Genomic DNA, 571 nt, shown 5'->3' with positions numbered 1-571 from the left:
CTGGTGGCCAAGCTCGAGCGCGCCGAGGCGGTGGCCGACGACGCCACGCTCGACGGCATCATCGAGGCCAGCGAGGCGGTGATGGTGGCCCGCGGCGATCTCGGCGTGGAGATCGGCGACGAGGCGCTGATCGGCACCCAGAAGCGCATCATCAAGCACGCCCGCAGCCACAACCGCGCGGTGATCACCGCCACCCAGATGATGGAGTCGATGATCGACTCGCCCTTGCCGACCCGGGCCGAGGTGTTCGACGTGGCCAACGCGGTGCTCGACGCCACCGACGCGGTGATGCTGTCCGCCGAGACCGCCGCCGGCGACTTCCCGGTGGAGACCGTCGAGGCCATGGCCCGGGTGTGCCTGGGCGCCGAGCGCGAGCGCATTGCCCAATCCTCCGGCCACCGTATCCACGAGGGCTTCGAGCGCATCGACGAGACCATCGCGCTGTCGGCGATGTACGCCGCCAACCACCTCGAGGGCGTGGCCGCCATCGCCTGCATGACCTCCACCGGCTACACCCCGCTGATCGCCTCGCGCATCCGCTCCGGGCTGCCGATCGTCGGCCTGGCACACA

At 70.6% G+C, this 571-nt stretch carries 1 protein-coding gene; it reads left to right on the top strand.

The genetic code is table 11. From position 1 onward, the window contains the following. Positions 1-571 (top strand): pyruvate kinase (locus MYL53_RS17160; RefSeq protein WP_247855291.1); only part of this gene is annotated, 571 nt, incomplete at both ends.

Source organism: Halomonas getboli (genome assembly GCF_023094245.1).
Classification (GTDB): domain Bacteria; phylum Pseudomonadota; class Gammaproteobacteria; order Pseudomonadales; family Halomonadaceae; genus Halomonas; species Halomonas getboli.
Note: the sequence above shows the minus strand (reverse complement) of the source record. Positions and strands in the feature narration are given on the sequence as shown.